The 26515-nt window shown below is 66.1% G+C and carries 28 protein-coding genes; 12 read left to right on the top strand and 16 right to left on the bottom strand.

The genetic code is table 11. The features are described from left to right. Positions 1–171: 171 nt before the first annotated feature. Genes FGL98_RS19625 through FGL98_RS19595 form a run of 7 tightly spaced genes read right to left on the bottom strand, consistent with a single transcriptional unit; the run spans position 172 to position 7402 of the window. Positions 172–1098, bottom strand: coding sequence for an isoaspartyl peptidase/L-asparaginase family protein (locus FGL98_RS19625; RefSeq protein ID WP_281289196.1), 927 nt, complete (start codon positions 1096–1098; stop codon positions 172–174). A 17-nt stretch (positions 1099–1115) separates the two neighbouring features. Next, positions 1116–1949 carry a M55 family metallopeptidase gene (locus FGL98_RS19620; protein WP_146319633.1) on the bottom strand — a complete coding sequence of 278 codons (834 nt, stop codon included), beginning with the start codon at positions 1947–1949 and terminating at the stop codon, positions 1116–1118. Continuing rightward, a complete protein-coding gene (locus FGL98_RS19615) occupies positions 1946–2944 on the bottom strand; it encodes an ABC transporter ATP-binding protein (protein ID WP_146319631.1) in 999 nt (332 codons plus the stop codon). Before FGL98_RS19615 ends, FGL98_RS19620 begins: the two co-directional genes overlap by 4 nt. Beyond that, on the bottom strand, positions 2941–3954 hold the full coding sequence (locus tag FGL98_RS19610) for an ABC transporter ATP-binding protein (RefSeq protein WP_146319629.1): 1014 nt from the start codon (positions 3952–3954) through the stop codon (positions 2941–2943). The genes FGL98_RS19615 and FGL98_RS19610 overlap by 4 nt, the downstream gene beginning before the upstream one ends. Next, entirely contained in the window at positions 3954–4841 is an 888-nt protein-coding gene (locus FGL98_RS19605; protein WP_146319627.1) for an ABC transporter permease, read from the bottom strand. Before FGL98_RS19605 ends, FGL98_RS19610 begins: the two co-directional genes overlap by 1 nt. Further along, complete coding sequence (locus tag FGL98_RS19600) at positions 4838–5797, bottom strand: ABC transporter permease (protein ID WP_146319625.1); 960 nt, start codon at positions 5795–5797, stop codon at positions 4838–4840. Before FGL98_RS19600 ends, FGL98_RS19605 begins: the two co-directional genes overlap by 4 nt. Before the next feature lie 51 nt (positions 5798–5848). Next, on the bottom strand, positions 5849–7402 hold the full coding sequence (locus FGL98_RS19595; protein ID WP_246136655.1) for an ABC transporter substrate-binding protein: 1554 nt from the start codon (positions 7400–7402) through the stop codon (positions 5849–5851). Positions 7403–7667: 265 nt separating this feature from the next. Here FGL98_RS19595 and FGL98_RS19590 point away from each other — a divergent pair, with 265 nt between their 5' ends. Both FGL98_RS19590 and FGL98_RS19585 read left to right on the top strand, forming a co-directional pair. Further along, the gene (locus FGL98_RS19590) at positions 7668–8573 is read left to right on the top strand and encodes a MurR/RpiR family transcriptional regulator (RefSeq protein WP_146319621.1); all 906 of its coding nucleotides are present in this window, start codon (positions 7668–7670) and stop codon (positions 8571–8573) included. Between the two features lie 24 nt (positions 8574–8597). Then, entirely contained in the window at positions 8598–9404 is an 807-nt protein-coding gene (locus FGL98_RS19585; protein ID WP_146319619.1) for an SDR family NAD(P)-dependent oxidoreductase, read from the top strand. A gap of 16 nt (positions 9405–9420) precedes the next feature. Here the strand turns inward: FGL98_RS19585 and FGL98_RS19580 are convergent, their stop codons facing one another. Continuing rightward, a complete protein-coding gene (locus FGL98_RS19580; protein WP_146319618.1) occupies positions 9421–10011 on the bottom strand; it encodes a DJ-1/PfpI family protein in 591 nt (196 codons plus the stop codon). Between the two features lie 22 nt (positions 10012–10033). Next, complete coding sequence (locus FGL98_RS19575; RefSeq protein WP_246136652.1) at positions 10034–11572, bottom strand: acyl--CoA ligase family protein; 1539 nt, start codon at positions 11570–11572, stop codon at positions 10034–10036. A 101-nt stretch (positions 11573–11673) separates the two neighbouring features. On the opposite strand from FGL98_RS19575, the gene FGL98_RS19570 reads away from it, so the two are divergent. Beyond that, positions 11674–12066: a DoxX family protein gene (locus FGL98_RS19570; RefSeq protein ID WP_146319616.1), complete on the top strand. Its 393-nt coding sequence runs from the start codon at positions 11674–11676 to the stop codon at positions 12064–12066. A 24-nt stretch (positions 12067–12090) separates the two neighbouring features. On the opposite strand, the gene FGL98_RS19565 is transcribed toward FGL98_RS19570, so the two are convergent. Both FGL98_RS19565 and FGL98_RS19560 read right to left on the bottom strand, forming a co-directional pair. Further along, positions 12091–12657 carry a GNAT family N-acetyltransferase gene (locus FGL98_RS19565; protein WP_146319614.1) on the bottom strand — a complete coding sequence of 189 codons (567 nt, stop codon included), beginning with the start codon at positions 12655–12657 and terminating at the stop codon, positions 12091–12093. Positions 12658–12676: 19 nt separating this feature from the next. Continuing rightward, positions 12677–13297 (bottom strand): TetR/AcrR family transcriptional regulator, encoded by a 621-nt coding sequence (locus FGL98_RS19560; protein ID WP_222432276.1) that lies wholly within the window; start codon positions 13295–13297, stop codon positions 12677–12679. 136 nt (positions 13298–13433) lie between these two features. On the opposite strand from FGL98_RS19560, the gene FGL98_RS19555 reads away from it, so the two are divergent. The 4 genes from FGL98_RS19555 to FGL98_RS19540 all read left to right on the top strand — a co-directional run bounded on the left by FGL98_RS19555 (position 13434) and on the right by FGL98_RS19540 (position 17880). Continuing rightward, positions 13434–14579 carry an acyl-CoA dehydrogenase family protein gene (locus FGL98_RS19555; protein WP_146319610.1) on the top strand — a complete coding sequence of 382 codons (1146 nt, stop codon included), beginning with the start codon at positions 13434–13436 and terminating at the stop codon, positions 14577–14579. Between the two features lie 14 nt (positions 14580–14593). Next, positions 14594–15340, top strand: coding sequence for an SDR family NAD(P)-dependent oxidoreductase (locus tag FGL98_RS19550; RefSeq protein ID WP_146319608.1), 747 nt, complete (start codon positions 14594–14596; stop codon positions 15338–15340). 71 nt (positions 15341–15411) lie between these two features. Then, positions 15412–16221, top strand: a complete 810-nt coding sequence (locus FGL98_RS19545) for an enoyl-CoA hydratase/isomerase family protein (protein ID WP_146319606.1) — start codon at positions 15412–15414, stop codon at positions 16219–16221. Between the two features lie 21 nt (positions 16222–16242). Then, the gene (locus FGL98_RS19540) at positions 16243–17880 is read left to right on the top strand and encodes a class I adenylate-forming enzyme family protein (protein WP_146319604.1); all 1638 of its coding nucleotides are present in this window, start codon (positions 16243–16245) and stop codon (positions 17878–17880) included. Between the two features lie 17 nt (positions 17881–17897). Here the strand turns inward: FGL98_RS19540 and FGL98_RS19535 are convergent, their stop codons facing one another. From FGL98_RS19535 to FGL98_RS19525, 3 genes are all read right to left on the bottom strand, one after another. After that, positions 17898–19598 carry an AMP-binding protein gene (locus FGL98_RS19535; protein ID WP_146319602.1) on the bottom strand — a complete coding sequence of 567 codons (1701 nt, stop codon included), beginning with the start codon at positions 19596–19598 and terminating at the stop codon, positions 17898–17900. Beyond that, positions 19570–19908: a class I SAM-dependent methyltransferase gene (locus tag FGL98_RS27215; protein ID WP_425461011.1), complete on the bottom strand. Its 339-nt coding sequence runs from the start codon at positions 19906–19908 to the stop codon at positions 19570–19572. Before FGL98_RS27215 ends, FGL98_RS19535 begins: the two co-directional genes overlap by 29 nt. A gap of 519 nt (positions 19909–20427) precedes the next feature. Then, positions 20428–21222 carry a DUF2785 domain-containing protein gene (locus FGL98_RS19525; protein WP_146319598.1) on the bottom strand — a complete coding sequence of 265 codons (795 nt, stop codon included), beginning with the start codon at positions 21220–21222 and terminating at the stop codon, positions 20428–20430. A 60-nt stretch (positions 21223–21282) separates the two neighbouring features. On the opposite strand from FGL98_RS19525, the gene FGL98_RS19520 reads away from it, so the two are divergent. The 3 genes from FGL98_RS19520 to FGL98_RS19510 all read left to right on the top strand — a co-directional run bounded on the left by FGL98_RS19520 (position 21283) and on the right by FGL98_RS19510 (position 23807). Beyond that, positions 21283–22356: an ArsO family NAD(P)H-dependent flavin-containing monooxygenase gene (locus FGL98_RS19520; RefSeq protein WP_246136651.1), complete on the top strand. Its 1074-nt coding sequence runs from the start codon at positions 21283–21285 to the stop codon at positions 22354–22356. A gap of 108 nt (positions 22357–22464) precedes the next feature. Next, positions 22465–23379 (top strand): oxidoreductase, encoded by a 915-nt coding sequence (locus FGL98_RS19515; RefSeq protein WP_146319596.1) that lies wholly within the window; start codon positions 22465–22467, stop codon positions 23377–23379. 68 nt (positions 23380–23447) lie between these two features. Then, the gene (locus FGL98_RS19510) at positions 23448–23807 is read left to right on the top strand and encodes a PRC-barrel domain-containing protein (RefSeq protein ID WP_146319594.1); all 360 of its coding nucleotides are present in this window, start codon (positions 23448–23450) and stop codon (positions 23805–23807) included. A gap of 37 nt (positions 23808–23844) precedes the next feature. Here FGL98_RS19510 and FGL98_RS19505 read toward each other — a convergent pair whose 3' ends face one another. Beyond that, positions 23845–24756 (bottom strand): ornithine cyclodeaminase family protein, encoded by a 912-nt coding sequence (locus tag FGL98_RS19505; protein WP_222432274.1) that lies wholly within the window; start codon positions 24754–24756, stop codon positions 23845–23847. A 166-nt stretch (positions 24757–24922) separates the two neighbouring features. Here FGL98_RS19505 and FGL98_RS19500 point away from each other — a divergent pair, with 166 nt between their 5' ends. Both FGL98_RS19500 and FGL98_RS19495 read left to right on the top strand, forming a co-directional pair. Beyond that, the gene (locus FGL98_RS19500; RefSeq protein ID WP_146319592.1) at positions 24923–25237 is read left to right on the top strand and encodes a DUF6412 domain-containing protein; all 315 of its coding nucleotides are present in this window, start codon (positions 24923–24925) and stop codon (positions 25235–25237) included. A 62-nt stretch (positions 25238–25299) separates the two neighbouring features. Further along, on the top strand, positions 25300–25998 hold the full coding sequence (locus FGL98_RS19495; protein WP_146319590.1) for a YidC/Oxa1 family membrane protein insertase: 699 nt from the start codon (positions 25300–25302) through the stop codon (positions 25996–25998). 8 nt (positions 25999–26006) lie between these two features. Here FGL98_RS19495 and FGL98_RS19490 read toward each other — a convergent pair whose 3' ends face one another. Then, positions 26007–26498, bottom strand: coding sequence for a hypothetical protein (locus FGL98_RS19490; protein WP_146319588.1), 492 nt, complete (start codon positions 26496–26498; stop codon positions 26007–26009). Positions 26499–26515 lie beyond the last annotated feature (17 nt).

Below are 26515 nucleotides of genomic sequence, written 5' to 3'. Positions count from 1 at the left end.
AGAACCGCCCACCCGACGCGCCAGTCGGGCCACCAGCATGCGCTGGCCGACAAAACCACCCGCACACGGCCCCAACGGCACTCACAAGCAGTTACTGGCCGCCACATGAAAGAGGGAGGCTAGACGCAGTGCGTGGCCGCCGCGAACGGCTGGACCCGCCGGATCCGCCCGTCATACAAAGGTTTCGGCCTGGTCTCCGTCCCAGTAGCCGGCGAACATGGCCTTGCTGTTGTGGGCGATCAGCGCCTGCCCGCTGGGCGTGAGCGCGATCGTTCCACCAGTGGCACCCCGCCGGTTCAGCTCCTGTTGGTAGGTGTCCCGCAGCGCCACTGTCAGGTCGGAGCCGCCATATCTCATGCGCGCGGCGATGTCGTGGGCGACAACCCCCTGGATGAAGGCCTCGCCCTCTCCAGTGCACGAGATCGCCGCGGAATGCTCACTGGCGAATGAACCCGCGCCGATGAGACCCGTGTCGCCGACGCGGCCCACGGCCTGCCCAACCATTCCCCCGGTGGAGGTGGCGCAGGCGATGCTGCCCGCCAGATCCATTGCCACCGCACCGACGGTGCCGCACCGCGGTGCGGACTGTCTGTGCGCGAGAACCTCCTCGAGCTGTCGCATCCGGTGCGCGGTGATGAAGTATTCGGTTGGTTCCCGTTGCATGCCCCATCGATCCGCAAGATCGATGCCGGGATCGACCACCAGGACGTGATCCGTCTGCTCCATCACTGCCCGCGCGGCGACCACGGGGTTGCGCATGAACCTGCTGGCCGCCACCGCCCCGGCGTGCCCGTCACCCGTCATGACGGCCGCGTCCATCTCCGCCGTGCCGCAGTCGGTCAGCGATGCACCACGGCCGGCATTGAACAACGGATTGTCCTCCAGCGCAACGACGGCCGCGCAGACCGCGTCCAGAGCCGACTCGCCCTCCAGCAGGGCCGCCCTACCGGCCTCGATCGCATCGGCCAGCCCTTTCTCGTAGTGCTGAGACGCCTGCAACGCAAGCTCCGTCGCGCGGGGTCCCGCACCGCCATGGATGAGCAGCAGTGGCCCTCCGGGCCGGTTGCGCGGAGCGTTCCGCGAATACAAGACATGCACAGGATCTGTTCCCCTTCTCAACGCCCGCCGGCCTGGCGAGTGATGTAGTTGACAGCGACGAACGACTGAAACGCGGCGAGGGAATCGTCGGACTCGATACGGATCGTGCGGGTGCCCGCGCGTTCGGCCCCCTTCACCCAGCTGCCTACCTCGGCCATGTCGGCCGTCTGCACGTCCAGCTCCAGCTGGACCGGGCGTTGCAGCCGCGGCACCTCGAGCGCACCCGCAGCGGCGCGCTCGACGGCCTCTCTCGCGCCATCGTGAATCAACCGGCGCGACTGCGCAGGATGCAGGTTCGTCGCACTGAACCGGGAGTCCGAGTGCTTCGTGACGACCTGGACGGCGCGGGAGGCGAAGGGCGCTGTCTGGGCCTGGGTGACGTCGTCACCGGTGACCAGGCCGATGGGCACATTGAAGTGATCGGCGACCAGAGCGTTGATGCCGCTCTCCCCAACCTCGATCCCGTTGACCCGTGCGGCCGAGAACACCTCGGGGTTGTAGGTGTGTGAAAGCGTCGACGTCTCACCCGAGATGGACCCGTGGTACCCGACGAGGAAGATGACGTCGAACGAGACGTCCAACCGCTGCATCATGTAGAGCTGCTTGTGCCGACCGGAGACGTAGGTGGCTTCATGTGCCAGTGCGTCGGGATCGAGGTTGCGCATGGTCGAGTGCGAGTCGTTGACCACGATCTCATCCGCGCCACCAGCGACTGCGCCCTCGATCGCGGCATTGACCTCTCCGAGCATGAGCCGGCAGCCGAGCTCGTAGCCGGCACCACCTTCTCGGCACTGGGCCCAGTCGACGATGCCTGCGACACCTTCGAAGTCGAAAGATAGATAGACCTTCACGCGAACTCCTCGGATTGCTTGGTCGGGGCTTGTTGCAGCTGTCCGGCAAACCAACAGGCGACGCTGTGCCCTTCGGCGACCCGCTCGAGGGCGGGCTCATCGATGAGACAGGTCGGCTGGGCGTAGGCACAGCGGGGGTTGAATCGGCAGCCAGTAGGCAGATGGATGGGACTGGGCGGCTCGCCGTCGAGTGCAGGTGGTTGCTCCAGGTCGCGCGGTCGCATCCTCGGCACCGACGCGATGAGTGCCTGCGTGTATGGATGTTCCGGCGATGCGAAGAGCGTGTCGGTTTGCGCCACTTCGGCGATCCGTCCCAGATACATCACCGCGATCCGATCCGCCAGGTGCTGCACCACCGCGAGATTGTGAGCGATGAACAGGACTGAGAGACCGAGCTCGGAGCGCAACGACTCGAAAAGGTCGAGGATCGTTGCCTGCACGGAAACATCCAGGGCGGAGACCGGCTCGTCGGCGATGAGAATATCGGGACGGACCGCGAGCGCACGGGCGATCGCGATGCGTTGTCGCTGGCCCCCGGAGAACTGGCTGGGGTAGGCATCCAGCGCGGAGTCGTCGAGTCCGACGAGCGACATCAGCCGCGACAGTTCCTCGGCGATCTGCTCTCGCGGAACGACCCGATGGACTCTGAGCACCTCGGATAGTGCGGACCGCACGGTCATTCGCGGATTGAGTGAGGAGTACGGGTCCTGGAAGACCATCTGGATTCGCCGCCGCGCCGTGGAGTGCCGTCGGGCCGTGATCTCGACGCCGTCACAGAGCACCTGACCACTCGTCTGGCTGGTGCTGCCGGCCAAGATCTTGGCGAGGGTTGACTTACCCGATCCCGACTCGCCGACCAGCGCGAGAATCTCACCGCGATGGAGTGTGAGGTCGACACCGTCGAGAGCACGAAGCGTATCCCTACGGCCATGTCCGTAGCGTTTCGTCACCTCCCGCACCTCGAGCACAGCGGCCGGCTGCTCCGCGGCGCTCATCTGGTCCCTCCGAAGATCTGGTCCGCGAGGTCACAGGCGGATAGGTGGCGGTGCCTGACCTCGACCAGCGGCTTGCTGCCCGTGCTGCACGACTCGATGGCGTATTGGCAGCGAGGTGCGAACGGGCACCCGGGCGGCGGGTCCGTAAGGGAGGGCGGAAGCCCCGGGATGGGTGCGAGTCTGCGGCCCGGGTCATCGAAATCCGGGGCTGATTGGAAGAGTGCCTCGGTGTAAGGGTGCTGAGGCGCCTCGTAGACCTCCCGGACGTTGCCCTCCTCCATGATCCGGCCGGCGTACATCACGCTGAGCCGACTGCAGGTCTGACTGACCACCGCGAGGTCGTGGGTGACGAAGGTGAGCGCGCTGCCCATGTCGTCACACAGCTGCGCGAGCAGCCGCAGCACCTGGTCCTGAACGGTCACATCCAGGGCCGTGGTCGGTTCGTCACAGAGGACCAGCGCCGGCTTGCACGACAACGCCATGGCGATCATGATTCGCTGGCGCAAACCGCCGGACAGCTCGTGCGGGTAAGCACGCGCACGCCGAGCGGGATCAGGTATGCCGGTCCGCCTGATCATGTCGACGGCCAATTCCTGGGCGTCCGCCTTAGAAAGGCCGAGGTGGCGTCGCGGTCCCTCAGCAATCTGCTTGCCGACCCGCGTCGTCGGGTTGAGCGCCGTCATCGGCTCCTGGAAGATCATGGCCATCCTCGGACCCATGATGCGACGTCGCTCATGGGGGGACATCGTCAGCACGTCGTCGCCATCAAAGTGGATCTCACCCTCGAGCACTTCGACTCCGCGGGGGAGCAGCCCTGCTATTGCCTTCAACGTCATGGACTTTCCCGAGCCAGACTCTCCGACCAGGCCGTATCGCACGCCGGGCCCGACCTCGAAGGAGACGTCACGCACCAAGGTGGCGTGGCCACCACCGCTGCTCGGTATGCCGATGGTCAGATGTTGCACACTCAGCAGCGGTTCGACCGTTCTCGACAGCGCGACGACACTCATCACTTCCTCCGTTCGGGGGACAGCAGATCGGTCAGGCCGTCGCCGATCAGCGAGAGGCCCAGCCCGGTGATGACCACAGCCACGCCGGGCACGACGGCCATCCACCACAGCGTCGTGATGAATTCCTGCGCGTCGGCGATCATTGAGCCCCATTCGGCGGTGGGTGGTGTGATTCCCAGCCCCAGGTACCCCAGGGTGACGATCACCATGATGTCCATGACGATGTCGGACATCGCGTAGGTGATGGCCTGGCTGATCACATTGGGTCCGATGTGCCGACCGAGCACGCGGGCGTTATTCAGCCCGCCGAGCCGCGCCGCCTGCACGTATTCCTGCTGTCTGGCGACGATTACCTCACCGCGCACAATCTTGCAGTAGGACACCCAGGACACCAGCGCGATGGCCAGGTAGATGCTGCTCTCACCGGGCCCGAGGACGAAGACAAGGGCGATCACCAGCAGGAACAGCGGAAACGCGTAGAAAACGTCGACAATCCGCATGATGATGATGTCGAGCCAGCCACCGAAGTAGCCGGCGATCGCACCCAGGATGGTGCCGACGACGAACGGGATGATCACCGCGAGGAAGCCGATCCTCAGATCGACCCGGGCGCCGTAGAGCAGGCGGGACAGAACGTCCCGACCCAGCTTGTCTGTGCCGAGCCAGTGTGCGCCACTCGGTCCCTGCAGCGCTTCGTTCAAATTCTGCTTAATCGGGTTGTAGGGAGCAAGCACCGGTGCCAGGACGGCCAGCAGGACCATGATGCAGACGATGACCAGGCCCGCCACCAGCGACCGGTTCTGATACCAGGGCCGTAGGCGCCGGGCGGCAGGGCGTGCCTCGCGTCGCGACGGACGGAACCGATGGGTCAAGGAGAAGGTCGTCATGCGTTCATCCGCTGTGTGAGGTCCACTCGAGGATCAAGCAGCGTGTAGACCACATCGGTCAGCACGCCGACCAGGACCACGAACACCGCGACGAACAGAGCGACCGCCTGAACGGAGGGGAAGTCGCGGGCGAATATCGATTCGATGAGCATCGATCCCAGCCCGGGTATCGCAAACACCTTCTCGATCACCAGTGTGCCTCCAACCAGATAACCGAGATTGACTCCGACGATGCTGACGGCCGGAATGATCGCATTGCGCAGGACGTGGCCAGCGAACAGCGACCGCCCGCCCGCGCCCTTCGACCTGGCGGTCGCCACGTAGTCGCTCTCCAGAACGTTCAACATCGAGGCGCGAAGGCTGCGAATAATGACCGGAGAGATCGAGATTGCGAGAGTCAGCGCGGGTAGGAACAGGTACCAGAGGTGATCCATCATGGTGTCCCCATATCCACCGACGGGGAACCAACCGGTGCCGACCGCGAAGACGAGCAGGAGCATCACTCCTACCCAGAACTGCGGCATACCCAGTCCGACGAGCGGTATGACGCGCACCGCGTGGTCGCGAACGTGACCTGGCCGGGAGGCGGCGAGCATGGACAGCGGGATGCTGATGATCAGCATCAGGACCACCGAGTACGCCACGAGGAGCAAGGTCACCGGAGCCCGTTGCCATACCAGCGTCAGCACCGGAACCTGGTAGGTGTAGCTCTCCCCAAGGTTGCCGTGCGCCAGGTTGCTTAGAAAGTGCCAGTACTGCTGAACCACGGGCTGATTGAGACCCATCTGATCTGTGAGTGCAGCCACTTTTGCCGGTGTCGCCTGGGCGCCAAGAATGGACTCCGCCGGGTTTCCCGGGATCAGATGAACCATGAAGAAGACCACGAGGGTCACCCCGAACGCGACCGGGACCGCTTGTAGGAGCCGCATCGGCACGAACTTGAGCCTGCTGAGCATGCTGTCGAACCTTCCGCTACCTTGCCGGGCTTCGAATAGGTCTCGGGGCTTCTACTTGCTCTTCCAGACGTCCGTCAACGGATAGTTTCCCAACGGCGTGACATTGAAATTCTGGACCTTGTCGGAGACGCCGTAGGCGTACGGTGCGTAGTAGAGGAAGGCGAACGGCGCATCGTGGGCGACGACGTCCTGCAACTGGTTGTAGAGCTCGGCCCGCGTCGAGTGATCGACCGACTGCTGCGCCTGCCGGTTGAGCTTGATCGCCTCGGCGCTGCGGTAGTTGGTGTAGGCCGACTTCGCTCCACCGTCCGGATCGATCGCGAAGCTCGTCCACTCGTCAGGGTCCGGAATGTCCATCGTCCAGGCCGACAGGCCCATGTCGTACTGCATGTTCTGCTGAGCGTTGTGGTTCGCGGTCGGGTCGAGCTGCTTGATCGTCACCTTGATGTTGTACTGCTGGAGGTCGTTCTGGATGATCTGCGCGGTGGACAGCTTGGATGCGTCACCAGAGGGGATGAGCAACGTGGTGCTGAAGCCCTTCGGCACGCTCGACGCGGCGAGCTCCTTCTTGGCCAGCGCGTCATTCTTCATGATCCCGGGCGTGCTCTTCTGGTAGAAGGGAACACCCGGCATGAGAAGCGAGTTTGCGGGCGTGCCGTTGCCGAAGAGGACGGCCTTGTTGATGGCGGAGCGGTCAATCATGGCCGAGATCGCCCGCCTCACGTGCACGTCCTGGAAGGGCTTCTTCTTCTCGTTGAACGCGAGGTAGTCCAGCTCGGTGGAGGGGAAGGTCTTCGCGATGACGTTGCTACCGGTGCCCAGCGACTTGAAAGTCGACCAGTCCGGGTACTCGTCGATGTCGGCCTGGCCGCCCTGGACCTGCAGCTTACGGGTGTTCGAGTCGGGCACCACGTTCCAGGTCACGGAGTCCAGGTAGGGCTTGCCCTTCTGCCAGTAGCCGGTGTTGGCCACGAGCTTGAGGTACTCCCCGCGCTTCCACTGCCCCCACTTGAAGGGTCCAGTGCCAACCGGTGCCTGGTAGAACTCCGCCATGGTCTTGCCGTCGTAGTTGTTCGGCACGATTGCGTTGGAGAAGAGCGCGAGGTCGGCGATGAGCGGTGCCCAGGCGTGCTTCAGCTTGATGACCACAGTGTATTTGCCGGCCGCCTGGACCTGCTGGATCGCGCTGTTGATGAAGCCCCACCCGGTGGATGCATGCTTCGTATCCTGGTCGATCGAGAACTTCACGTCGGCGGAGGTCATCTCCTTGCCTGTGGAGAACTTCACGCCCTTCCGGAGGTTGATCGTGTAGGTCTTCTTGTCTGCGGAGACCTTGTATCCCGTGGCCAGCAATGGCTTGGTGGCCTTCCCGTCCGCCGTGACGGTGAAGAGCGGTTCCATGATCTGCTCGAAGATGAAGATGGACGAGTTGTCGAAGGTCAGGATGTTGTTCATCGACTTGGCGTCCTGGGCCCGGGCGATCGTCAGGTTGCCACCATGCACCGGAGCGCCGGCGCTCTTCGAGGCGCCACCCGATTTGGTTGAGCTGCTTGCGCATCCGCTCAAGGCTGCTCCACTGACGGCCAGCGCGCCGACCGTGACCATGCTCACCAGTTTACGATTCACGGCTCACCGTTCCTCACCTCAAGACTTGCGTGGCCAACCGACCGGAAGGCTGCGTGCTTTCCAAAGTACGGAGACGGCCACTCAGTGCGCCATGATCGGGGAAGAGCGTTATCGAATCGTTATTACAGATATTTCACTGCAGCACTTTGACTAGCATCCTGTTACTGTTCATTCACGGGAGCTGAAAGCCCCGGGTGTGCGGAGCCTCACTCGGACCTCACGCATACAGAAGGAGAAAGCAGCCATGAACGTTGGCAATTCGTCGGCCGTATCTGCCCGGATTCACGAGCTGATGGACGATCTCAGCGAGGCTGAACGCCGCGTCGCCCGTGGCTTACTCTCCGACTACCCGGCGTCGGGGCTTGGCACCAGCCACTCGCTCGCGGAGGCAGTGGGGGTGAGCGCACCCACGGTGGTCAGGTTTGCGATTCACCTGGGGTTCGACGGATTCAGCGACATGCAACGGCAGCTCCGCACCGAGGTCTCAGCCAGTGCCAGCAGCCCCGTCCTGCGCACTCTCGCGCAGAGCTCCAAGCGCAAACCGTCCACGCCGTTCTCGGCGTCGATGCAGCGCCGGGAGGAGGCGATCCGTGCCACCTTGCAACTGACCCCGTGCTCCGAGCTCACTTCCGCCACGGTCCTCATTGCAGATTCGCCGAGGCAGGTGCTCGTGACGGGCGGCTTCTTCTCATCGTCGGTCGCGCGGATCATGGCGCTGCAGCTCTCCCAGGTCCGCAGCAACGTGCTCTTCGTCGAGGAGCCCCTTCGTCATGACGCCGGCTCGATCCTTGACGCCAAGAAGCGCTCGGTGCTCATCATGTTTGACCTGCGCCGTTATGAGCAATCCGCTCTGGAGCTCGCCAAGCAGGCCAAGGGGCGCGGCATCGACGTTATCCTGATCACCGACCGGTGGATGTCCCCGGTCGCCTCTGTTGCCGATGTGGTGCTCCCGGTCGATGTCGAGGCCGTCCCCTTCGACACCTTCGTCGCGCTGCTTGCGCTGGTCGAGAGCATTGTCGAGTCCGTCATGGCGCGCTGTGGGCCCAAGGGGCTGCGCCGGATGAAGGACTGGGAGGCGCAGGCGGTCGGCCACACCCGGCCCTGGGACGCGGGTCCGTCCACGCCCGCGAGCCCATCGCCGAACCACTAGTCGAACGAGAGGAAGCAGGCGCAAATGCCACGTGCACTGGATGGAAAGACCGCGGTCGTCACCGGGTCGGGAAATGGGATCGGCCGCGCGATCGCCCTGGCGCTGGCCGACGCCGGCGCCGGCGTCGTCGTCTCCGACGTGCTGGTCGACGACGGAAATCGAACGGTCAGCGAGATCACCGATCGTGGCGGTCGCGCGACGTTCGTCGCCGCGGACGTCTCGGACACCACCGAAGTCGAGTCGCTGATCACCTCTGCCGTCGAGGCATTTGGTGGCCTCGACATCCTTGTCAACAATGCGGGGATCGGAGGTGGGAAGGTTCGCCTGCACGAGATCGAGCCCGATGACTTCGACCGGGTGATCAACGTCAACCTCCGCGGCACCTATCTGTGCTCCAAGTTTGCGATCCCGCACTTCCTCGCCCAGCACGATGGCCGGATCATCAATACGGCCTCCACCTACGGACTCATCGGCGCACCGAACGCGGCAGCATACTGCGCATCCAAGGGTGCGATCATCAATCTGACCCGTCAACTGGCGGTCGACTACGGACCCGATGGAATCCGTGTCAATGCAATCTGTCCTGGTTACATCGACACGGGGCTCGGCCGACGTGCTGAACAGCTCACACCCGACGAATTCGATGCAGCCACCGCGGTGCGCGAGAAGGCTGCCGGGATGCAGCCACTGGGACGCCAGGCCCAACCAGTCGAGGTGGCCAACGTGGCACTCTTTCTGGCCACCGATGCCGCCTCGTTCATGACCGGTGCGATCATCCCGGTCGATGGCGGCTGCACGACCACGTTCAACTACGGAGAAGCGAGCAATTAGTCGGGCCCAGGTCCCTCTACACCGGTGGCTCTGGGTCGTACTGTATGTAGCGTCGCACCTCGCGGGCTCGATCTGCACCGGCCAGCCGCCGCACGAGGTGAAGGGCCATGTCGATACCGGCCGAGACACCGGCGGCCGTGATCACATCACCGTCGTCGACGAAGCGTGCGTCGCGGCGTAGGTCGATGCTCGGGTCCAGGTCGGACAGGACATCCAACGACGCCCAGTGCGTCGTGGCCGGACGACCATGCAGCAGACCCGCGGCCGCGTAGACCAGTGATCCCGTGCACACGCTGGTCATCAGCGGCACCCGCTCGCGCTGCGCGCGCACCCAGTCGAGCTGTTGCTCGTCGTCCAACTGCGGCCGAGTGCCCTGACCGCCTGGGTAGAGCAACACGTCGAGCTCAGGTGCATCGGCGTAGGAGTTGGCCGCCTGCACGACCAAACCCTTGGCACACTCGACCGAGCCACCCTCGCGCGACAGCGTTGTCACCGCATACCCGTCGCCCGGGAACTGCCTTGTCCAGAACGCCAGCACCTCCCACGGGCCGATCGCGTCGAGCTCTTCCGTGCCTGGAAACAGCACTATGCCAATAGCCTTGACCATCCGATTCCCTTCGGTGTCTCGCTCACTCGTTCCTGATGCGCCGCCGAAGCACGTTCTTCTGGATCTTGCCGGTAGAGGTGCGCGGCAGCGGCCCGAAGATCACCTGACGTGGAGCCTTGAAGGTGGCGATCTTCGACCGCACGAAATCGGTCAGCTCGGCGGCAGTCACGCGCTGCCCGCTGCGCACCGTCACGTAGGCGATGGGGATCTCGCCCCAGTGCTCGTCGGGGGCGCTGACCACCGCGCTCTCCACCACGGCCGGGTGACTGTCGAGCACCCGCTCGATCTCCAAGGACGCGATGTTCTCGCCGCCGGAGATGATGACGTCCTTGAGCCGATCCCGCACCTCCACATAGCCGTCGGGGTGCATAACCGACAGGTCACCGGTGCGGAACCAGCCGTCGATCTCGGCGGCATCCGTGGCTTCCTGGTCTCGGTAGTAGCCGAGCATCAGGTCGTTGCCCTGCATGACGAGCTCACCGATGGTGATCCCGTCGGCCGGCACGTCCCGGCCGGAGAGATCCACGACGCGTGTCGGGCTCGCAATCACGTTGGCGACCCCCTGCCGCGCCTTGAGCTCGGCGACTTCCGTCTCCGACAGCGAATTCCATTCCGGCTGCCACTCATTGACGACCGCCGGACCGAAAGTCTCGGTCAACCCATAGAGGTGGGTCACATGCATATTGAGCGCATCCATCCGGCGCAGGATCGTCGGCGTCGGCGGTGCCCCACCGGTGGAGACCTCGACCGCGCGTGGGAGTCGCTCACCCCGTGCCTGCGGATGCTCGGCGATCATGGTCAGCACCGTGGGAGCCGCACTGAGATGGGTGACGCCCTCCCTCAGACGCTGCCAGATCTCGCCCGGATCGACCGCGCGCAGGCAGATGTGGGTGCCGCCCGAGGCGGTGACCGCCCAGGGGAAGCACCACCCGTTGCAGTGAAACATCGGCAGGGTCCACAGATATTGCGAGTCCGGCCGGAGGTTGACGTGATAGGCCATCGCGAGCGCCTGCAGGTAGGCGCCCCGGTGGTGATACATGACGCCCTTCGGGCGGCCGGTCGTGCCACTCGTGTAGTTGATGGCAATCATGCTGCGCTCGTCCTCCACCGGCAGGCGGGCGGGCTCGCTCTGCGCCAGCTCGGCCTCATACTCCCGGGTCTCCGCGTGAATGACCGGGATCTTGGCCAACTCACCCAGGCGGGCAGCCAACGCCGAGAACTCGCCGGTGGCCACCAGCACCGTGGCTCCGGAATGCTCCAGCACGTAGTGCAACTCCCCCTCCGACAGCCGGATGTTGAGCGGCACCAGGACCGCTCCACGCATCGGCACACCCTGATGCAGCTCCAGCATGGTGTGACTATTGGTGCACAGTGCGGCAACCCGGTCGCCGGGCAGAATACCGCGGGCGGCCAGCAGCCCGGTCAGCGCCTCCGAGCGCTTTGCAAACTCGGCGTAGGTGAACCGCTGCAAACCGTCGATGATGGCCGTGCGATGCGCAAACACTCTGGCCGAACGGTCCAGGAAGTGCACGGGTGAGAGGGACTCAAAGATCTGCAGCACGATGGCCTCCTGGACGAGTCGCGGGCTACTACCAAACCACCGTAGTGGCCGGACACCTCGTAGGCTGAGGAACACAGTTACGCGTCCGTAAGGAGCTCAGCATGAAGATGGTTCGAGTGGTTTCTCGGTTGCTGACGGGTTCGGCGTTTGCCGTGCTCGGGTTCGACGCCCTGCAGACGCCGGGCGGTCGGGTCGACCAGGCCGCCTCGACACTCGGCGTGCTGCGGAACGTGGTGCCACTACCCGAGAACGACGAGCTGCTCGTTCGTGCGAACGGCGCGGCACAGACCGCCGCCGGCGTTGCGCTCGCACTGGGTCGGTTCCCGCGGCTGTCCGCCCTGACGCTGGCGGGCTCACTCATCCCGACGACGTATGCCGGTCACGCCTTCTGGAAGATCGACGACCCGGCGCAGAGCAAGGCGCAGCGTGTGCAGTTCCTCAAGAACGCAGCGATGCTCGGTGGACTGTTGCTGCTCAGCATCGACGGTGACTGAGACCCGCCACGTCACTCCACGTGATCATGGCACCACTGGGGCCAGGTCAACCGCCCACTCCTGCTCTCCGTCGACGATCCGGCCCGTGACCCGCATACCGAGGTGACGTGAAACGGCTTGCGACGCCTGGTGATCGGGATGGACGTGGGCGATGACGCGGCTGATTCCAGCGTCCCGCAGAGCCATGAGCAGGGTACGTGCGGCCTCCCGGGCATAGCCGCGGCCCTGCCAGCCCGTGCCAATGACCCAGGCGACCTCCGCCTGGTCCGTCTGAACGTCCACGGTTGCCTGCACCGTCCCGACGGTCTCTCCGTCCTGCCGCCGGTGCACGATCCAGTTGCACCAGAGCTGCGCACCATCGGGTGAGCGACCGGCGGACTGCCGCCGATAGCGCTCCCTCAGCTGCGGCAGCGATGGCGGGTCGCCACCCGTGAACTCATACAGTGCTGGATCAGCCAGGACCTCGACCATCCGATCGGCCGCGCCGATGGACAACGGCTCCAGCCTCAGCCGATCGGACTGCAGCGGTGCGTGCAGGGCCTGACCCCCGACGACCCACTCGGGTTGGTAGTACAAACGGGAGCCATGCATCCCGTGTGTACTACCACCCTCAGTCATCTGCGCGGGAGCAGCCGACGAGGAGCATCAGGGTGTCGGTGAGCTCGTCGATCGCACGCGTCCTCGCCCGTCCCGTCAGGCGACCGCACCACGTCGGGGCCTGGGTCATCGCCGCGTGCATGCACTGCAGGGTGACGTCCGTGGAGATGGCGTCGAACTCGCCAGCCCGCACGCCGCTGTCAATCACGTCACGGAAGATCGCATCATGCCGAGTGCGCATCGCCTTGATGGACCGGGCCTGCGATGCCGGCCACTCGCGGGGCACCAAGAAGAGCCGCAGGGCCGCCGGATAGTCGCGCACCGCGATCATGATGTGCTCGTGCAGGAGAGCCCGCAGCCGCCCGACGTCGGACCCATCGTACGCCGCGGACAGCTCCTCCAGCCGCTCCATCCACCCGTTGCCCAGCGTCTCGAGTGCGGCAGTGCAGAGCTCGTCCTTGCCGGCGAAGTAGTAGTACAGCGACCCCTTGGTGACATCGAGCCGCTCGGCGACGTCGTCCAGGCTCACCGCGTCGTATCCCCGCTCGGCGAAGAGATCCGCCGCCGTGCGCACGATCTCCTGCACCCGCTTGTCGCGCTTGCGCTCTATCCGCGGGGACGGCGCACTACTCACCTGCCCTGGCACCCCTGGCCTCCTCTACGTGGTCTCTTCTTGATCGTTCACTTTATCTTTTACGTCAACTATTGACTACGTAGTCAAACTTCTCCATCATAGTCAATGTACCGCATACACGGGTCTAGGAGAGGACATGGACTTCGGGTTCGACCCTGACGAAGAGGCCTACCGCCAGGCACTTCGACAGTTCGCACTCAAGTCATTGGCGCCGCACTACCAGGGCGATGACAAGGCCGCACGACTGCGGCCGGGACTCGTCGCCGACATGGCGCACATGGGCCTCACCGGACTGCGGATACGGGAGGAGTACGGCGGGCAGGAGGCCGGCGCGGTTGTGGCAGGAATTGCCGCTGAGGAGGTCAGCCGCGCCGACTTCAATGCCGCCTACGTCATCGTCATCACGGCGCTGATCAGCGACGTCATCGAGCGCAATGCCAGCACTGCACAGCGTGCCTCCTGGCTGCCCCCCATCGCCTCCGGCGAGACGCTGCCGGCCCTCTGCGTCACCGAACCGGGCCACGGGACGGATGCTGCGCAGCTCGAGATGCGGGCCGTGCGCGACGGGGAGCAGTGGCGACTCGATGGCGAGAAGACCTCCATCACCCTGGGCATGAGCGCCGACACGGCCATCGTCCTGGCCCGGACGGGCGGCGAGGGCGCCCGCGGCGTCAGCGTGTTCTACGTCGACCTGGACGAGCACCACGTCAAACGCACCCAGTTCGACGATCTCGGCGCCCGGTCGATCGGCCGGGCGTCCCTCTACTTCGACGGGCTGCCGGTTCCCGCAGACCGGATGATCGGCGGCATTGGCGAGGGATTCGTCTCGGTCATGGAGGGATTCGACTACTCGCGCGCCATCATCGGCCTTGCCTGCCTCGGCGCGGCGCAGGTTTCACTCGACGAGGCATTGCAGTGGGCCCGCGACCGGCAGGCCTTCGGGCAACCCATCGGCCAGTTCCAGGGAGTGTCATTCCCGCTTGCCGAATACGCGACCTACCTTCGCGGCGCCCGGCACGTCTGTTACGAGGCCCTGTGGCGCAAGGACAAGGGTATGCCGCACAGCACCGAGGCGGCGATGGCCAAGTTCTGGGCGCCGAAGCTTGCCGTCGAGGTGATCCACCAGTGCCTGCTGACCTTCGGGCACCTGGCCTACTCCACAGAGAGTCCGATCGGGCAGAGGTTGCGCGATGTCATCGGCCTCGAGATCGGCGACGGCACTGCCCAGGTGTCCAAGCTGGTGATCAGCCGGCAACTGTTGGGCCGGGAGTTCGCCTCCTGACGAAGGGACTCGGAATGGCACGACTACAAGACAAGATCACCATTGTGACTGGCGCAGGCCAGGGCATCGGCCGCGCCATCGCCGAGAAGATCGCCGCCGAGGGTGGCGTCGTCGTGGTCAGCGACCGCAACGAGGAGACCGCACAGCGGACGGCCGCGGCGCTCGGCGGGAGCGCCATCGGTATACGCACCGATGTGACCGACCGCGCATCCGTCGAGACGATGGTTGCGCAGGTGCGAGATCAGCACGGTCGCATCGACGTGCTGATCAACAATGCCGGCTGGGACAAGGGTCAGCCGTTCCTCGAGTCGAGCCTGGACGACTGGGATCGGGCGATCCAGGTCAACCTCTACGGCGTCCTGCATACCTGTCATACGGTCCTGCCGGTCATGTCCGACCAGGGCGGTGGCGTCGTGGTGAACATCGGGTCCGACGCCGGTCGCGTCGGTTCGTCCGGCGAGGCCGTCTACTCCGCCGCCAAGGGCGGAGTCATCGCCTTCACCAAGACCATCGCCCGCGAGATGGCTCGATACGGGGTCCGCGCCAACTGCGTCTCCCCCGGGCCGGCCGACACCGCGCTCTTCGACACGGTCACCGGGGGCAACCCGAAGTTTCGCGAGGCGCTGATCAAGGCCATCCCGCTCCGCCGGCTGGCACAGCCGGCGGACCTGGCGAATGCCGTGGCGTTCCTGGCCTCCGACGAGGCTGCCTACATCACCGGCCAGACCCTCAGCGTCAGCGGTGGCATGACCATGAGCTGAACCCCACGAAGTTCCCCGCTCGGTCCGGCACAACCACCTGCGAACCCGCCCGCACAGAAGGAGAGTCAGATATGGACCTTGCCGACTACCAGCAGCTGACGTTCGAGCGTCGCGCGAACGGCGTGCTGCTCATCACGCTGAACCGGCCGGAGAAGTACAACGCCACCGACGAGGCGATGCACGGGGAGCTGGCGCGGGTGTGGGCCGATGTCTCGCGTGACGCCGAGACCCGCGTCGCCGTCGTGACAGGTGCCGGCAAGGCGTTCTCCGCCGGCGGTGACCTGGCAATGGTGCAGCGCCTGGCGGGCGACAGCGAGCGGGTCGCGCACATGCTGTCCGAGATGTCGGACATGGTCTACAACATCATCAACTGCGAGAAGCCCATCGTCTCGGCGATCAACGGTGTTGCCGTCGGGGCCGGCACCGTGGTGGCGCTCCTGTCCGACATCTCCATCTGCGCCGAGGATGCCAAGATCGGCGACGGCCATGTCCGACTCGGAGTTGCGGCCGGGGACCACGCGGCGATCCTGTGGCCGCTGCTGTGTGGGATGGCGAAGGCTCGCTACTACCTGCTGACCGGCGAGATGCTGACGGGAGCGGAGGCCGAGCGGATCGGCATGGTCAGCAAGGCGCTGCCGCGTGACCAGGTGCTCGACGAGGCGCTGCGCATTGCCGAGACCCTTGCGACCGGCGCGCAACCCGCGATCCGGTTGACCAAGCGGGCACTGGGCAACTGGCTGAAGATGGCGGGTCCGATCTTCGACCAGTCGGCCGCCTACGAGATGCTCACCTTCATGGGCCCCGACGTCCTCGAAGGCGCCGCCGCCCTCGGCGAGAAGCGCTCGCCCGTCTTCCCGTCCGCGAACCCAGCAAGTGCCTGACCCCACCAGGAAGTGATCGGCATGACCGTCTACGACCCCACCGCATACCGCCAGTACTTCGAGCATGAGTTCACCTACCTGGCCGGATTTCGACGCAACACGCACCGGTATGCCGAGCGGGTCGCCGTGCGGGATCCGGCAACCGGCACCACCCTGACGTATGCCGAGCTCGGCGACCGTGTCGACCGGCTGGCTACCGGACTTGCCGACGCCGGAGTCAAACCGGGCGACTTCGTGGTCTATCAGCTCTACAACAGCGTCGAGTTTGCGATGCTCTACCTCGCCACCCAGGCATGCGGTGCGGTCGGCTCCCCGATCAACTTCCGGCTGGCACCGGGCGAGACCGCATACGTGCTGGATGACAGCAAGCCCGTCGCCTTCATCTTCGACGGGACCCAGTCGGATGAAGCGATGGCTGCGCTACAGCACGCCGATCACCGTCCCGCTGTCATCGCCTCCGTCGGATCGGCCGACCCGCCCTCCGGCGCAGTCCGGTTCAATGAGCTGTTCGCCGACGAGGCCCGCGCACTGCAGCCCGCCGCATCGGTCTACGACGAGACGACCCGGCTCTACACCTCGGGGACCACGGGCATGCCCAAGGGAGTGCCGCTGAGCAGCATGGTCGAGATCTTCTCGGCACACGACGTGATCATGCACTTCCCGATGTCACCCGAGGACCGCACCCTCAACATGACCCCGTGGTTCCACCGCGGCGGCCTCTACTCCGGCGGGCCCAACCCGGTCTTCTACATCGGCGCCTGCGCTGTGCCGCTGCGCGCCTTCGACCCGCGCCGCTGCCTCGACCTGGTCGAGCAGGAAGGACTGACCTTCCTCATCGGCGCCCCGACCAACCTGGCGATGCTGGCCGCCGAGCAGCAGAAGCAGCGCCGGGACCTGACCACGCTACGAGGCGTCGTCACCATGGGTGCCCCACTGGAGCGGGACGCCTGCCTGCGCTATCAGGACCTGCTGAGCGCGCGGATCTTCAATGGTTATGGGACGACCGAGGCGTTCTGGAACACGTTCCTCCGACCAAGCGACCTGCCGGACCATGCGGGGTCGGCCGGGCGCGCCTGCACCGACGACGACGTCGCGGTGGTCAAGGTCTACCCGGACCGGCTTGCCGACCCGACGGACTACGTAGCCAAGGATGGCGCCGACGTGGGCGAGGTTATTGTCCGGTCGCCCAAGTGCGGCATGGTCTATGCGAACTCGCCGGAGCAGCAGGAGGCGAAGTTCCACCAGGGCTGGCTCTACATCGGCGATCTGGCCACCTGGGACGCCGGTGAATACGTCTCGATCGTCGGGCGCAAGGACGACATGATCGTCACCGGCGGCGAGAACGTGCACCCCGTGCAGGTCGAGGAGGCACTCAACGCCCATCCAGGAGTGGCCGACTCGCTGGTGGTCTCGGTCGCGGACGAAACCTGGGGGCAGCGCGTGGTGGCGTTCGTCATCCGCTCGGACGACTCTCTGACCATCGAGCAGCTCGACGCTCACTGTCAACAGCACCCGATGCTGGCCGACTACAAGCGGCCCCGCGCTTACCGCTTCGTCGAGGAGCTGCCGCTTACCGCCACCGGAAAGAAGGTCCACTACCGGGCACGTGAGCAGGCGGTCACCGACCACGCCGCAGGGCGCTTCGAGTCTGTCGGCTGACAGGTTTCGCCGCTGCGCTACGCCGTCCCGCCACGCAGGTTGTCGTCCCGAAACTCGGTTGGTATGCGGTGTCCCGCCTCCTGCTCCTCGCGGTGGCGCAGTTCGACGCGCCGGATCTTGCCCGAGATGGTCTTCGGCAGCTCCGCGAACTCGATTCGTCGGATCCGCAGATACGGCGGCAGGTGGTCGCGGGCGTACGCCAGGATCGACATTGCCGTCTCCTCCGTCGGCTCGTGACCGTCGACGAGCACGACGTAGGCCTTGGGCACGGCCAGCCGCACGTCATCCGGGGCGGGCACGATCGCCGCCTCGGCGACGGCCGGGTGCTCGATGAGGACGCTCTCCAGCTCGAAGGGGCTCACCTTGTAGTCGGAGGCCTTGAAGACGTCGTCGGTGCGACCGATGTAGGTGATGTAGCCCTGCTCGTCTCGCGACGCGACGTCACCGGTGTGGTAGAAACCGCCCGCCATCGCCTGCGAATTGCGCACCTCGTCGTCCTGGTATCCGGTCATCAGCGTCAGCGGGTGCTGAGCCAGGTCGAGGCAGATCTCACCCTCGCCGACCCCGTCGACCTCCTCACCCGTCGTCGGCTCGACGAGCACGACGGGCACGCCGGGCATCGGACGGCCCATCGATCCGGCCTTCACCGGCTGGCCCGGTGAGTTCGCCACGGATGCAGTGGTTTCCGTCTGACCGTATCCATCGCGGATCGTCAGGCCCCAGCGCCGCTCGACCTGCGAGATCACCTCCGGGTTCAACGGTTCACCGGCCCCGATCGCCTCTCTCAGGCTCTCCGGGCGCTGCGCCAGATCGGCGTTGATGAGCATCCGCCACACCGTCGGCGGCGCACAGAACGTCGCCACGTGCTCGCGCTGTAACTGGTCCAGCAGTGCTGCCGGATCGAATCGCGTGTAGTTGTAGAGGAACACGGTGGCCTCGGCCAGCCACGGTGCAAAGAAGTTGGACCAGGCGTGCTTGGCCCACCCCGGTGACGAGATGTTCAGGTGCACGTCCCCGGGCCGCAGCCCGAGCCAGTACATCGTCGACAGGTGACCGACCGGGTAGGACCGGTGCGTGTGCTCGACGAGCTTCGGGCGGCTGGTCGTGCCCGAGGTGAAATACAGCATCATCCGGTCGGTGGTCGCGTTACCGGGGTGCGGCAGCTGCTGTGCCGGCCGGTCGTAGGCCATCGCGTGGTCGAGCCATCCGTGCGCACCGCCGACCGCGAACCGCACGTAGTCACCGGGAACCTCCTCGAACTTAGGAGCGTCCGTGGCATTGCACACCACGGCCTTGGCACGGCCACGCGCCATCCGGTCGACCAGCTCCGCCGGACCGACCGCCGTTGTGGTCGGCATGACCACCGCACCGACCTTGATGACCGCAAGCATCGTCTCCCACAGCTCGACCTGGTTGCCGAGCATGACCACGACACTGTCACCACGGCCTACGCCCTGCGCGATGAGCGCGGCAGCGACCTGATCGGAGCGCGTGACCATCTGGCCGAAGGTGTAGGCCGCTCGGGATCCGTCCTCCTCGACCAGCACCAGGGCGGGCCGGTCGTTGCCGCGCGCCCACGTGTCGAACCAGTCGTGCGCGAAGTTGAACGTGTCGCCGACGTCCGGCCAGTCAAAACTCGCGGCAGCCTCGTCGTACGAGGCGCGCAGGCGCAGCAGCTGGTCCCTCGCCTCACGGAGAGCAACACTGGGTTCGGTCATGATGAAGGGTCCTTCCGGGCATCGGTGAGCGGCTGATCCTCACGCTAGTCCGGACGCTCCGCGAGTGGTGCAGAACGGCAAAGACGGGCGGCCCCAGACCGCGATCGCCGGCAAGTGGCTTTCCTCTACCGACGGTGCACGCCCACGGCGAGTCGCACGTGGCCGCCACGCCGTCCTCACCCACTGCCTGGCCCAGCATCGGCAGGCTCAGCCCGGTGCCGCATCCCACATCCAGCACCCGGTCACCGGGCCGCAGCCCAAGGTGCGAGATCACCTGCGACCTGCCCGTTCGATGAACAAGCCCCTCCATTGACAGCAGGTCATACCACCGAGCTCCGGGGCCGTATCGGCGAGGCCACCGGCGGGCACCCGCGCCACTCATCGCCTACCTCCACCTGCTCACCCCTGCAACCGTAGACCGGGATCGAAACGGCGGAATATCAATCCGCCTCGCCCATCCCTTCCTCGCGATGGCAGAGGTCGACTGGGCGGTGGAATCGGTCACTCCGGTAGTTCACGACACGAGGCGGCGGCATTCATCCGAGTGCTCGACACCCTTGTTGGGCGGCTATCGCCGCACTGACCTCCTTCCACATCCCCACCTGGAACGTTGACGAGTCACCGCAACGCCGGCCGGCTGAGGGGTCGCAAGGCCTACTCGCGTCTCGTGTCAGAGCCGAGGGAACAGCTCTTTACCAACCGCGATCGTAAACGCAAATGGCCCGAGGAGGCCGAGCACGAAGCCCTGAATGCCCGTCCAGCGATCCCGGCAACGGGCGCACTCGCTCCCGACAACCTCAGCGACCTCACGGCACCCTCGGATCGCGAGTCAGTACATCCACGGGGTGGCCGGCCGGAGCACTGCTGCAACCTGCGTCAAAATCGTCGCCCTCTGCGGCACGGGGATGACCTCGTCAGGACCGATGCGAATACCGCGGTCCACCGCGAGATAAAGGGTGCGCAGCGTGTGCAGGGTGTTCGACACCTGCGGCGGCACCGGACCGGGTTCGCCGTCGGACAGCAGACGGGCGACGGGGTCCAGCCACGCTGTGGCCTCCCGTTCGTCCAGGTCTGGCCGCGTCAAGACCTTGCCCATCGCGCAGGCCAAACGATCTGGCTCCTGGTCGTGCCAGACTGCGTCGGTTGGTGCCACCATTCGAGCTGCTGCCAGGTCCAGCATTCGGCCTGGGCCAACGTCCTTTCGCCGACCGGCGTCGCCCAGCAGGTCAGCGCCGTGCGCGACGGCGTGCAACCAACCCAGGCCGGTGTCATGGCCGCGAAGATCCTGCTCCGAGGCATACCACCGCTCGAATGCATCGACCCAGTCCGGTTCACACACTCCCCGGCATGACACGATCACGTCCAGCACGAGTGGTGCGAAGGTTCGCGCCTGCACGCGCCGATCCTGGAATCGCTCCGCCATCTGCGCGCCCAGGTCACGCAGCTGCGCGTCCGTGAGCACCCCGTCGTCGATCCAGGTCGCCACTGCGGAGAAAGCGATCTCATCTCGGATCGTCGGATCCGGCGAGGCGAGCATCTCGACCAGTTCCGCAACCAGATCAGTCACCGACTCCCCACCGGGAACGGCAAAACCGCGATCACGTATCTGCTGCCACTGTGTCATGTCCGCATTGTGCAGGCCTGCGGCCGCCCGGTCGAACTCCTTACTGCAGGATGGACAACTGTGACGGATGCAGGCAACGACATCGACGTCCTGGTCGTTGGTGGCGGCCAGGCGGGTCTGGCCATGGGCTACTACCTGCGGCGCACCGACCTGACCTTCGCCATTCTCGACGACGCTCCACACGCCGGCGGTTCGTGGCAGCACATGTGGGACTCGCTGCATCTCTTCTCCCCCGCCGAGCACTCACCGCTTCCCGGATGGTGGATGCCGCGCCAGACAGGTGAGCCCTACCCCACTGTCGACCACGTGGTGCACTATCTGCACGACTACGAGGAGCGCTACGCCCTGCCCGTCCACCGCCCGGTGCGTGCGCTCGGAGTGCACTCGTGTGAAAACGGATTCACCGTCAAGACCGATTGCGGATCCTGGCACGCCCGCGTCGTGGTCAACGCGACCGGCACGTGGGACTCTCCGCACCTGCCTCACTACCCGGGCGCGCAGGAGTTCCGCGGGTGTCAGCTGCACACGGTCGACTATCAGCGCCCAGAACCGTTCATCGGTCAGGGGGTGGCCGTCGTGGGCGGGGGCAACTCCGCCGCCCAGATCCTGGCGGAGGTGTCGCGCGTCGCCGAGACGACCTGGGTCACAGCCCGTCCGCCACGCTTCATGCCCGACGATGTCGATGGCAGGGTGCTCTTCGACGTGGCCACCAAGAGTCGAGCGGCCGGTGGCCACGGGGTCGGGAATCTCGGGGACATCGTGATGGTGCGCAGTGTCCGTGAGGCGCGAGAGCGTGGAGTGCTGCACGCGCGACCGATGTTCGACCGGATGAATCCGGATGGGATCGCCTGGGACGACGGAGGCCGACTGGCCGTTGACTCCGTCATCTGGTGCACCGGCTTTCGGCCGGCGCTCGACCATCTCGCGCCACTCGACCTGACCTGGGCAGACGACAGACCCGTGACGAACGGCACCGCCTCCGTGGATCATCGGGGACTCTTCCTCGTGGGGTACGGCAGCTGGACCGGTCCCGCGTCCGCGACTCTGATCGGCGTCGGTCGCACCGCCAAGGACACCGTTGCCCAGGTCCGCGCTCACCTCGGACCTGCCGGCCGCTGGCCCGCGACACATTAACCGGAGGTTTCCTCCGTTTTATGGTAGGCTTCGACCGGTCGTGCCGACGCTCGGAGTGAATGTGGCTTCGCGTCCCACGGCACCCACGGACCGCAAAGGAAGCAACGCATGTCACCGGAAGACCGTTCCAACACCAGCACTCAGCCTGCTCCTGGCGGCACCGCCGACCTCGCCGGGAAACCCGTCTCGCGAATCGGCTTCGGCGCGATGCAACTGCCCGGACCGCGCGTATGGGGTCCGCCCAAGGACCGCGAGATCGCGTTGGCCGTGCTCCGGCGCGCCATTGAGCTCGGAGTGAATCACATTGATACCGCTCGATTCTATGGCGACGGCGTTTCGAACGAGCTGATCCACGCCGCGCTGCACCCCTACCCCGATGACCTGGTGATCGTCAGCAAGATCGGCGCTGACCGCGATGCACAGGCTGCATGGATCCCCGCGCAACGGCCGGATCAGCTGCGCGCGGCCACCGAGGCGAACCTTCGCTCGCTCCAGGTGGACCGGATCGACGTCATGAACCTGCGCCTGCACGGGCCGTCGGGAGGTGAACACGACACGGACCAGCACGTCGATCTGGACAGCCAGCTGGCCGAGATGGTCGCGCTGCGCGAGGAGGGCAAGATCGGCGCAATCGGCATCAGCACCGTGACAGCGGAGCAGCTGATACAGGCCCTGCCCGCGGGCATCGCCTGCGTCCAGAACGCCTACAGCCTGCTGGACCGGTCCGGTGAGTCCGTCCTGGAGATCTGCCGGGAGAATGACATCGCCTGGGTGCCGTACTTCCCTCTGGGGTCGGCGTTTCCGGACATTCCCAAGGTGACCGACCACCCGGCGGTGGTCGAAGCCGCGCATGGTCTGGGCGCGACTCCGGCGCAGGTGGGCCTGGCGTGGCTGCTGGCACACGACCCGCACACGCTGCTGATCCCGGGGACCTCCAGCGTGCAGCACCTGGAGGACAACCTGGCCACCGCAGACGTGCACCTGGACGCCGAGACGATGGCCACCCTGGACGCCATCGGCTGACTCGGCGCGGCCAGGTCACCACCCGAGCGGCTGCACCGCATACGCTCACGGTGAAAGGAGTGATCGAGATGGTCTTTGAAGCAGAGAACGTGAGGGACTGGCGCGACCACGACGTCGTGGATGCGTCCGGGGACAAGGTGGGCACGCTGGAGGCGATCTACTTCGACACCGGCACCGACGAACCGGCCTTCGCCAGCGTGACGATCGGCATGCTCGGTCGCAAGCGCCTGGCCTTTGCGCCACTGACGGGCGCGGTGGTCTCGCCCGACTACCTGAAGGTGACGGCGACCAAGAAGCAGATCAAGGACTCACCGTCGATCGACACCGACGGTGAGCTGACCAGCGAGCAGGAGCCGGAGCTCTATCAGCACTACGGGCTCGAGTACCAGCCCGGCGTGGGCGGCGAGCGCCGTCTCGGTCGGCGCTGACCCGGGCCCCCGCGCTTGGTGCAGACGGGTCGGGACCTCAGTCCCGGGCAAGCAGCTGGGCGACCGCCCAGTCCTGCACGGCGACTCCCACCGACTTGAACACCGTGCGCCCGGTCGCTGCGGCGCCCGAGAGGAGCGCCGCGCCGATCTCGGTCAGCTCGCTCTCGGCGAGCGCTCCCGCCGCGATCGCGTGGATGACCTCACCGGACTCCTGCAGGACCGGCTCGACCTCATCGACGTAGACCGTGGCGTCGGCCAGGATCGGGTCCGGCAGCTCCCGCATGGTCGGCCGGTAGGAGCCGATCGCGTTGATATGCACCTCCGGTCGCAGCTGCTCCAGCTCGAAGAGCGGCTCCGTCGACGTCGTTGCACAGCAGACGAGGTCGGCGTCACCGAGCACGTCTCGCACGTCGGTCCCCACCACCACCGAGACCCGTGGCAGCTCCTCGGCAAGCTGATTCGCCAGGGCCTGGGCGCGGCCGGCCGAGCGGCCGACGATCGTGAGCCGCTGCAACGGGCGTACGGCATACATCGCACGTGCCTGGTCCGCGGCCTGCGCACCCGCTCCGATCAGCAGGCAGTGTGACGCGTTGGGGGGTGCGAGCAGATCGGTCGCCACCCCGGATGCGGCTCCGGTGCGCAGCGTGGTCACGGCGGCGGCATCCGCGACGAGGTGATCGGTGCCGGCAAGGTCGCTCCACACCACGGTCCCGTCGATCGCAGGCACCCGACCCTCGAAGTTGAGGCTCAGCGTCTTGACCATGGCCGTCGCGGTCGGCCGGTGGTGCACCGACATCACCAGGAACCGGCCGTCGCACAGCGCCGTGCGGACCGGCACCTCGAAGTCGCCGCGGGCGAGCCCGATGAACCCGTCCCGCACGGCCGCGATCGCCTCCGCCATGCCGATCGATGCGCGGACCTGCTCCGCGGAGTATATGCTCGTGCCCACGTCCTGCTCCCTCGGTCGACGACCCTCCCGAGTGTGCCATTTACGCGGTGCGTCCGAATCAGTCGCAGCCTGCCGATGACTGCACCGGCGACGCGGGAGGGGCTACGGTGGGTCACACAGTCACTCGTGGATCGGAGTGGAAGCCGTGCACCTCATCGCCTCACTGATGAGCCTGCAGAGCGCTCTGCTGCTCGGGCCCGGCCACGACGGTCTGCTCCCGCTGAGTATGTTGGCCGCCGCAGCCGTCACCCTCGCCCTTGCGTCGGTGCTGGCACGCGAGCTCCTCCGCAGGCTGATCCCGTTGGCAGCGCCGATCAGCCCTTCCGCGGCACGTGACCGCAGCGGGCAACACCTGGCGGCGGTCCCGCAACGCGACCCGGACGCACGGGGTCGCACGCGTCCCAGAGCACCGACCTCCGGCCGGCGACAGCCGGTGCCTGGCGAAGCGTTCGCCTCCGCTGCGGCGATACCCGTCGCCTGAGCGCGCCCGGCTGACTCGCCTCCCACGACATACCCATCCCGTCGTGACCCTGGAGGTCCCCCATGTCCCTTCTCGCTGTGCTCGATCCCGCTGTCTCCCTGGCCTTTCACGCTGTCGAAGGCCTTTCCCAAGTCATCCCGACCAGTCTGGCCATCGTGGTCTTCACTGTGATCCTGCGGCTCGCACTGTTTCCCCTGACCCGAGCCGCGACTCGCGGCGAGCGGGCCAGCGCGCAGCTGGCCCCCCGTGTCGCCGAGCTGCAGAAAAGGCACCGGTCCGACCCAGAACGCCAAAGGCAAGAAGTGACCGACCTCTATCGCCGGGAGGGTGCTTCGCCGCTGGCCGGGTGCCTGCCTCGGCTCGTCCAGGCACCGTTCTTCACGGTCATGTATCGACTCTTCACGCTGTCCGTGATCGCCGGGCACGACAACGTGCTGCTCGAGCAGACGGTCTTCGCTGTCCCGCTCGGCGATCACCTGTTCACCGCGGCGACCATGCCGCACCTGCTGGTCTTCATCCTGATCTACCTCGCCATCGGCGGCGTCGCCTACCTCACCTGCCGACAGCTCAGGGCCGGCGGGCCGAGCCCCAGCGCGGCCGGTGCACCAGCTCTCCTGGCCAAGATCGGGCCGCTGCTGCCGTTCGGCACCGTGGTCGTCGCAGCCTTTCTGCCCCTGGCCGGAGCGATCTACCTGTTGACCTCGACCGCCTGGACGTACGCCGAGCGTCGAGTGCTGACCGCCGCGCCGGCGCCTGCCTGAGCGCCGGCCTACCGGGAACCGTCCGGACCGTCGGCGCGCACCTCGTCGACGGCCGTCAGCGCGTCGCGCAGCCGCTGCACCCAGTCGCTCTCGTGCTCGGCGACCAGGCGCACACACCAGCCGAGCGCGTCAGAGCGCGATCGCGCGACACCGGACGCGACCAGGGTTTCCAGGGTGCGCCGCTCCCGCTGCCGCAACCGGGTCATCACCGGCACCGACATCATGGTGAACAACGTGGTCGTCTCACCGCACGACGCTCCCCAGGAGACCTTCCGGCGGAAGAGATCCTGGGCGTCGTCGGCGATCGCCATGCGGTCTCGCCGGGTGTCGCTGCGGAAGCTGTCGATGGTCGCCTCCGCGGCAGCTTCCGAGGTGCTGTCCGCCCCGGCCGGCAGGGGACAGAGGACCAGGATCTCCTCCCGGTCAACAGTGACTACGGGCGAACCGGTCAACCACTCGGCCGGTACGTGGTCCTCGAACCAGCGCTCGACTTCTTTCATGAGTTGATTACATCATT

This window comes from Leekyejoonella antrihumi (assembly GCF_007845645.1).
Classification (GTDB): domain Bacteria; phylum Actinomycetota; class Actinomycetes; order Actinomycetales; family Dermatophilaceae; genus Leekyejoonella; species Leekyejoonella antrihumi.
The sequence above is the reverse complement of the archived record's forward strand: the minus strand, read 5'-3'. Positions and strand labels throughout refer to the sequence as shown.